This window comes from bacterium (assembly GCA_024228115.1).
Lineage (GTDB): Bacteria > Myxococcota_A > UBA9160 > UBA9160 > UBA6930.
Window position 1 is genome coordinate 1 of sequence record JAAETT010000456.1, and the last position, 7,783, is coordinate 7,783.

Annotated in this window: 8 protein-coding genes; 4 read left to right on the top strand and 4 right to left on the bottom strand. The window is 65.2% G+C overall.

Annotated elements, in window-relative coordinates:
- The 3 genes from GY937_19675 to GY937_19685 form a co-directional block, all read right to left on the bottom strand.
- The coding region (locus GY937_19675; GenBank protein MCP5058928.1) for a hypothetical protein at nucleotides 1-137 on the bottom strand (137 nt) is incomplete at its 3' end.
- 35 nt (nucleotides 138-172) lie between these two features.
- Nucleotides 173-664, bottom strand: coding sequence for a DUF4440 domain-containing protein (locus GY937_19680; protein MCP5058929.1), 492 nt, complete (start codon nucleotides 662-664; stop codon nucleotides 173-175).
- Between the two features lie 146 nt (nucleotides 665-810).
- On the bottom strand, nucleotides 811-1,602 hold the full coding sequence (locus GY937_19685; GenBank protein MCP5058930.1) for an SDR family oxidoreductase: 792 nt from the start codon (nucleotides 1,600-1,602) through the stop codon (nucleotides 811-813).
- A 417-nt stretch (nucleotides 1,603-2,019) separates the two neighbouring features.
- On the opposite strand from GY937_19685, the gene GY937_19690 reads away from it, so the two are divergent.
- Nucleotides 2,020-2,577 (top strand): hypothetical protein, encoded by a 558-nt coding sequence (locus GY937_19690; GenBank protein MCP5058931.1) that lies wholly within the window; start codon nucleotides 2,020-2,022, stop codon nucleotides 2,575-2,577.
- Between the two features lie 50 nt (nucleotides 2,578-2,627).
- On the opposite strand, the gene GY937_19695 is transcribed toward GY937_19690, so the two are convergent.
- Entirely contained in the window at nucleotides 2,628-3,824 is a 1,197-nt protein-coding gene (locus tag GY937_19695; protein MCP5058932.1) for an acyl-CoA dehydrogenase, read from the bottom strand.
- Nucleotides 3,825-4,052: 228 nt separating this feature from the next.
- On the opposite strand from GY937_19695, the gene GY937_19700 reads away from it, so the two are divergent.
- From GY937_19700 to GY937_19710, 3 genes are all read left to right on the top strand, one after another.
- Nucleotides 4,053-5,144, top strand: a complete 1,092-nt coding sequence (locus GY937_19700) for a nitronate monooxygenase (GenBank protein ID MCP5058933.1) — start codon at nucleotides 4,053-4,055, stop codon at nucleotides 5,142-5,144.
- A 50-nt stretch (nucleotides 5,145-5,194) separates the two neighbouring features.
- Entirely contained in the window at nucleotides 5,195-5,395 is a 201-nt protein-coding gene (locus GY937_19705; protein MCP5058934.1) for a hypothetical protein, read from the top strand.
- A 127-nt stretch (nucleotides 5,396-5,522) separates the two neighbouring features.
- On the top strand, nucleotides 5,523-7,649 hold the full coding sequence (locus tag GY937_19710) for a hypothetical protein (protein ID MCP5058935.1): 2,127 nt from the start codon (nucleotides 5,523-5,525) through the stop codon (nucleotides 7,647-7,649).
- Nucleotides 7,650-7,783: the final 134 nt, after the last annotated feature.

Sequence of the window (7,783 nt, forward strand, 5' to 3'; positions counted from 1 at the left end):
GCCGGACACATCACCACGTGATCGACCACCCAGACCGATTCGAAGCCCATCTCCTCGGCGAGCTGCCCGAAGCTCGCCGCATAGGCCCCGTCTTCGACGGGCGCCATCATGTACGGAGCCATGATCCCGAACTTCACAACACTCCCTCTCGACGAGCCGCGACGACGATCGCCTATTGGCCGCCGACCAGCACCTCCGCAGCGAGCGCGGTGTCCATGTACTCCTTGAACTCGACGACCTGCCCGCCACGAATCCGCAGCAGGAAGTGATACTCGTTGTGGTAGTGGGTACCGCTGACGTGCGTGCCGTCGGAGTGCGCCTCGATGGCCACCCGTTCGCCTTCCACGGTCATGGCGTCGATCGTGAACGCGATTCCCTGCGGAAACGCCCCCAGGATCATCTCGGTGGCACCGAGCGCGTAGGCTTTGTCGTGCCGTCCCGAGAACGGCATGTTTCCGGCCGTCCAGATCTCGAAGTCGTCGGCATACAGCCGATCGACGGTCGCGACGTCACTACGACTGAGCGCGTCGAACAACTCGCGCACGATTCGACGGCTCTCCGCCCGCTGCGAATCGGCGTCGGGCCCGATGTGCGCGCAGCCCGTCTGAGCGACAGCGAGCCACGCGACCCCGCAGGCGACGAGACCTAGCCGGCCAGTTTTCATGAGACCTCCCTTATGGAGCCTCTGGCGGAGGCTCTCGCAGCCGCAACATCGCACAGCCCCACTGGCGAAGCGAAACGGCCTCTCGACATCGGCCCGGTCGTTCTCGGGGCTGCTCGCATCGCGCCGAACGGGCGGGCTCCCCTTTTCTACTCCGTCGCGAACCAGATATGCCCGGCAGTGTGCCCGCCGTCCACCATGTACTCGGCGCCGTTGCAGAAGCCGGCGTCATCCGAGGCCAGGAAGAGGATCACGTTGGCGATGTCCCGTGGCTGGGCATGGCGGCCGCCCATGACAGCGTGGTCGATGCCCTTCAGGAAGAGCTTCTCGCCAGCCTCGATGCGCTCCATGAGGTTCTTTCGAAAACCCTCGGTGAGTTCGGCGCTACCTCCGGCGGGACAGACCAGGTTCACCCGGATGCCCTTCTGGCCCAGCTCGAGAGCCGCCGACTTGGTGAAGCCACGCAGGCCCCACTTGGAAGCGGAGTAGGGAGCGACCCAACCCATCCCCTCCATGGCATCGATCGAGCCGAGATTGACGATCGAGCCGGCACCCCGGGCCGCCATGTCCGGCATGACCGCGCGCGTTCCGATCATCGGGCCGACCAGGTTCACGTCCAGCAGGTTGCGCACGGTTTCGGGATCCAGTTCGGCGATGGGCCGCACGTCGAGGATCGCTGCGTTGTTGACCAGCACGTCCACGAGGCCGAAACGCGCGTGGACGGCTTCCTGGAGCGCGGCCCAGTCTTCCTCCCTTCGCACGTCGAGATGGTGGAAGAAGGCACCGGCGCCGAGTCCGGCCGCGTGGGCCTCCCCGCGCTCGTCCAGGATGTCCGCAACGCAGACCTGGGCGCCTTCCTCCACGAACAGACGCGCCGCCTCTGCCCCCGTGCCGCGGGCCGCACCCGTCACGATTGCAACCTTGCCTTCCAACCGTCCCACGATGGACCTCCAGAAAGAGGTGGTAGCGCAGCTTGGAAGGGCGCGGAAAGCATGAGGCCGCGCTGCTCGTTGCGGCTCGAGCCCGTCCCACGAAACTCGAGCGTGCCACGGCCTTCCTTGGTGGGAGGGACACCTGCGGATTCGCTTCGGTTTGGTGAAGCACTGCAGGAGGGTTCGTGCAATCGGACTTCATCAGATCGATCGAGCCCATGTCCGCCACGGGTGACCTTCGCATTCAGACCTGATCGTGGTCACGTGCCAATGCCGGCCGTCCAACAAGGCTTGCAGCTGACAACCGACAGCCGTGCGTCCCTCAACCTGGTAGCATTCTGGCGTCGGGCCTTCTGTGGCATGGCGTTGACGGACAGCGCTGTCGGTTGCGGCTGAAGCCCAATCTGTAGGGCGAAAGATTCGAGAGTGACCCTATTCGAATACCTCGCTGCGGCGCACACTCTGATTCTGACCTTCGCGCTGACTCGCGCCCTCTCCGGCGTAGCCTTGGCAATCAGGCCCTTACGGCGCTCCCCGCTGCACCTGTCGTGGCTCGGGTTCATCATCTCCAATTGTCTCTTCGCGTTCTGGGCGATGTGGGGCTATACCGACGTGGAATGGACGCTAGTCCGGTTTATCGGCCTCCTCACTGTCCCAGCACTCATGTACGTCTTCAGCTCGATCGTCATTCCGCAGAACCCTTCAGCGATCGAGTCGTGGCGGGACTACTTCTTCGAGTATCGCGTCCCCCTCTTCGCCACCGGGGCCCTCCTGTTCATGGCGATCGCTTTTAGCAATCAGTTCATTCAGGGCGTGTCACCCACGCACGCGTTGGAGATCATTCTGTATGCAACGATCGGGGTCTTCTCCATCGGAGTCGGATCCTCGAGTGCTCGAGTTCACACGGCACTGGCATTCTGGCCACCTGTGTTCTTCGTACTGATCCTGATCCTGATGGCCCAGCCGGATCGGCTCTTTCGGTAACCGGCGAAGCACGCTGCCTGGCGGCCCCCAAGCCCTTCTAGCCCCGGGGATCAGAGTGCGGGGAGCTGGTCCGACAGTCCGAGCATGACGTTCGCGGAATCGACGTAGGTCTTTTCGCCGATGAAGGCGTGCTGGGTGCCGGTGTACATGTCGCGGAACGCACGTTCGAGACGGCAGCCCTCGCGAATGGCGGTGGTTCCCGCGGCGAGATGCGCCCAGTGCACGATCTCGCGCGATGCGTTGGTCGCATAGCTCGCGGCCATCCGGAGATCGGCGCGCATCTCGAGCGAGAGTTCGGCGCCGCCGTTGATCTGCTCCCAGACCTCCTCATTGGCGTCGCGCAGCAGACACCAGGCGGCGCGCCACATGGCTTCGTGATGCGTCAGATCGACCTGGAAGGTCATCTTGTTGGCCAACGTGGTGGCGTCGCCCATACGTTGCCTCGACTCGGCGAGTTCGATGACGTCGTCGAGGCAACTTCGCGCGACGCCCATGGCCCAGGCCCCGTGGCCCGCAGCCACGATCGGCATGATGCCCAGCCGGAAGACGTTTCCGCCCCTTTGGGGGTTGCGCGTAAAGAGCGGATAAGTCCGAACCTCGGGTACGAAGACCTCGTGGACCTCGTAGTCGAAGCTGCCGGTCCCCTTGAGCCCCTGGACATACCAACCATCCGTGAAGCGAATGTCTTCGCGAGGCAGGATCGCGACGCGCATGTCGGGTAGTCCGCCCTCGCCCATGAGCGGTACGCCGTCGCGAACGGGCATGAAGCCTGCGGCCACGTACTCGCTGTGGCCGATGCCGCTTCCGAAATTCCACTTGCCCGAAAGGGTGAAGCCGCCCTCGGTCACGTGCCCCTGCCCGTTGGGTGCGAACTGGCCTCCGAGCACGACCTTGTTGTCGTGGGCGGTAAAGACCTCGGCGAAGCCTTCGTCAGGAAGATAGGCCGCAGCGAACGCGGTCGAGGGCAGGTTCGCGATCCCGATCCATCCCATGGATCCGTCCTGCCACGAGAGCTCCTCCCAGACCTCGATCATCTCGGGAACCGAATGCTCGGCGCCGCCCGCTTCGCGCGGATTCTGGAGCTGTACGAGCCCCGACTTCCAGAGCGCCTCGACGGTCGCCTTGTTGAGCGTGCGGGCGAGTTCGTTTGCCTCGGCGTTGTCCATCACGAGTTGGCGAACCGAGCGGGCCATCTCGACGCCAGGATTGGACGTCGGGCCGTTGCGGTCGATCTGCGTGCTTCGCATGCGGTTTCTCCTGGCGCCCTGCACGCAGGGCTGCGGTGCGGGATCTGTGCTTCGCAGGGTCGCCGACATCCTATCGGAACCGAACCCTCGATTTCTCCCCATCATCCCGGCAATCGACTCGAGGATCACGTTTTCCCGTGAAGTACAGCCCGGCTCGACGGCTGAACTGTCGTGACGGTATGTTGCACGGCCTGCGAAGGGTGCGGAGACGGGAACTCGGGAGAGGGCATGGACCAGGATATCCTGCACACGAAGCTGTGCGCCATGTTGGGTGTGGAGCTGCCGATCATCTGCTTCACCCATTGTCGCGACGTGGCGGTCGCGGCCATCCATGCCGGTGGGTTCGCCATGCTGGGTGAGGCGATGCACCCGACCGAGAAGATCGAGGACGACATCCGCTTCATTCGTGCCGCTGTCGGGGACAAGCCGTTTGGAATCGATCTGGTCCTGCCCTCTTCGGCGCCGCGCAGCGCCAGCGCAGAAGAGGTATACGCCGAGATTCCGGACGAGCACAAGCGTTTTGCGGATGAGATCAAGCGCAAGTATGACGTCCCGGAGCCCGAGCGTGCGGTTGCGCTCGACCAGTGGGGAGGCCTGAACAAGAGGATCGGCCACGCGCAGCTCGATCTCCTGCTCGACGAGCGCGTTCCCGTCATTGCGACCGGCCTCGGTAGCCCAGACCATCTCTTCGATGCGGCGCACGAGCGCGGGCTCTATGTGTTCAGCCTGATTGGCGCGCGGCGGCAGGCCGTCCGGCAGCTCGAGCGGGGCGCGGATGCGATCGTGGCTCAGGGCTACGACGCCGCTGGCCATACGGGTGCATCGGGCACGTTCTCGATCGTTCCTGAAGTGGTTGCCATCGCCGGCGACAGGCCGGTGATTGCAGCCGGTGGCGTTACGACGGGTCGGCACCTGGCGGCGGCGCTCTGTCTGGGGGCAGCAGGGATCTGGGCGGGAACGGTGTGGCTCGCGTCGGAGGAGTCGGATATCGATCCCCTGGTCAAGGAGCGGATCGCCGCCGCCAACGCAGACGAGACACGCCGCACGGCCTGCATCTCGGGCAAGACCATGCGGGTTCTCAAATGCCCGTGGACCGAGGAGTGGGAGCGCGCCGAGGCCCCCGAGGTACTGCGAAGCCCGTATCAGATGATGCTCACGAAGAGCTACCTGCAGGGGGCCAACGACGCGCACCGGCCCGACCTGATGACCGAGGCGGTCGGCCAGGGCGTGGGGTTCGTGACAGAGATGCTGCCCGTTCGCGAGATCCTCACCGACATGGCGGACGAGGCCAGGAGTGTTCTGCTGGGGCTTGCACCCTGATCGAAGCCAGCCACCGCAGCCTCAGCTGGCGCCCCCGAGAGGACTCAAACGTGCGGATCGAGAAGCCGGAGTTCACAAAACGGCCGAGCGAGTACCTGCGCGAGCAGGTCTGGGCCTGCACCTTCTTCGAGGAGTTCGCGACGCGCAACTTCTTCGACGAGATCGGAACGGACCGGGTCCTGTTCGAGACCGACTACCCCCACCCGATCTGCCTGCACGGGGACGAGGTCCGCGCCTCGATCGCGTCGTAGGGATCCAGAGCGATTGCCGATCTCGCAGCGCCCTCGTCCGTGGTAGAATCAAGGCTTCGAAATTCCATGCCACCGGCTCTCTGGCGGCCCTCTGCTCCGCCTGTCCGCTCACTCTGGAGTCCTCTCGATGTCAAAGCTCGCCCCCGTCCGGTCCCTCGCCCCGATCCTGCTCGCCGCGCTGCTCGCGCTCGGCTTCACGGACTGCGGCGAAGGCAACTACGGCTCCCCCTTCTTCCACTTCCGGGCCCCGCTCCCCAACCTCCTGACGCTGACCGGCGAACACGCCTTCGAGCTGAAGCTTCCGAGCCGCTTCGATGCGGACTCGCTCGAGATCAGCCTGACCGATGAGGCCGGCGTCACGACGCAGGTCACGCCCGACAGCATCGAGGACGGCGGCTGGGGGGAGCAGGGTGTGGCGTTCGGGCGACTCCAGACGCCCAGCGCCGGCGCCTATCAGCTCCGTGCGGAGATCGACGCGAAGATCCTCTTCTTCTTCCGCGTCACGATGGAGGCGGGCGCGCTCCTGCGCGCAGCGGACTTCGCGAACGTGGACGAGTGCGAGATCTCGAACGCCGCCGAGTGTCTCCTCCCCTACCCCTCTTCGCGCTTCCTCGCCGAGGCCGATACGCCGACCGGCTATCGGCTCGAGATTCCCCAGGTCGGCATTCCGGTGGTCAACGGGCCGACGCAGATCCCGGCGAGCCTCCTCAGCTCGCTCGACGGTTACAGCCCGACCGTACAGCCTCTCATGCACTTCCCCGGTGGCGTGGACCTCGACGCCTCCGGCGTCTCGATCCTTCGTTCCCTGAGCAACAGCGGTCCCCCCTACGTCGACATCCGCACCCACGACGACAGCGCCCTCGATGGCGACCACCCGACCGTGCTGCTCGATTGGGAGACCGGCGAACGGCTGCTGCACTGGGTCGAGCTCGACGCGCGCGCCGACGGCGATCCCGATCGGCAGCTCATCATCATGCGGCCCGGTCAGAGCCTCACGCCCGGCGGTCGCTATATCGTGGCGGTTCGCGACCTCGTGCGGCCCGATGGCAGCGCGGTCGAGGCGGAGCCAGCCTTCGCGGCGATTCGCGACGGTCATCCGACCGACATCCAGGCCGTGAAGGATCAGCGCGCGCGCCTGCGCCCCGTGTTCAAGAAGCTGCATCGCGCGGGGATCGACCGTCGCGACCTGATTCTCGCCTTCGAGTTCACGGTTCAGAGCGAGCACGGACTCACACATCAGATGCTGACGATGCGCGACGCGAGCCTCGAGTGGCTCGACGCTCAGGTCGCGCTCGGCAACCAGACCTTCACGGTCGACAGCGTCGACGACTTCCCGGACTGCCAGACCCAGGGCACCGCGCACCGACGCATCGTCGCGGGCATCTTCCAGAGCCCCCTCTACCTCGACGCGCAGCCGGTCGACACCGACGTCCAGTTCATGAACGTCGACGCGAACGACACGCCCGTCCAGAACGGCACCATGGGGGCTCCCTATACGGTCTCGATCCCCTGCAACCTCGACGACGAGAGCCATGTGCTGCTGCTCGGACACGGGATCTTCGGCCGCGGCGACGGGATGGTGCGCGGCATTCCTGCCGGCTACCACGGCGCCCTCTCCGACATTCCCGGTGCTCCGCAGTGGAACTACATCTCGGGCGCGACCGATTGGTTCGGCTTCTCGAGCCCCGACTTCATCTGGGTCGGGACGCGAATCGTCGGGATCGGCAACAGCCAGCTCCACAACTTCGAAGCCTTCCCCGACCGCCACAAGCAGGGCCAGGCCAACACCCTCCTCCTCACCCGAATGATGAAGCTCGGCGCCTTCAACCAGGATCCCGCGTTCCAGATCGACGGAGAGGGCGTCTTCCCGGCAGACGACCGCGAGCAGTTCTACTACGGGATCAGCATGGGCGGCGTGCAGGGCCTCTTCAACTCGGCGATCTCCCAGGACATCCGGCGATTCGCGGTGGACGTGCCCTCGATCAACTTCAGCATCCTGCTCCAGCACTCGACCCAGTTCTCGACCTTCGACCTGCTCCTGGCGGCCCTCGGGCTGACCGACCCCATGCAGGCCCTGATCGGGATCCACCTGCTCCACGAGGTCTGGGTCTCGGCGGAGCCCGCGGGCTACGCGACGCACATCACCCGCAACCCCCTGCCGGATACGCCGGCCAAGAAGATGCTCTTCACCTCGGCCTGGCTCGATCATCAGGTCCCCAACCAGGGAAGCCACATCTCGGTGCGCACACTCTGAGCTTGCCCCGGTCTCGTGGACACCCCGGATCGCACGAAAGTGCGGTAGGAGTGTGTCATGGGAAAACGGAAGCGTCGATCGTTCACAGATGAATACAAGGCCGAGGTCGTGGAGCTGATCCGCAAGAGCGGGAA

Excerpts from the sequence above, each read along its gene's own strand:
- GY937_19680 (MCP5058929.1), bottom strand. The coding sequence starts at position 664 with ATGAAAACTGGCCGGCTAGGTCTCGTCGCCTGCGGGGTCGCGTGGCTC.
- GY937_19695 (MCP5058932.1), bottom strand. The coding sequence starts at position 3,824 with ATGCGAAGCACGCAGATCGACCGCAACGGCCCGACGTCCAATCCTGGC.
- GY937_19700 (MCP5058933.1), top strand. The coding sequence starts at position 4,053 with ATGGACCAGGATATCCTGCACACGAAGCTGTGCGCCATGTTGGGTGTG.
- GY937_19710 (MCP5058935.1), top strand. The coding sequence starts at position 5,523 with ATGTCAAAGCTCGCCCCCGTCCGGTCCCTCGCCCCGATCCTGCTCGCC.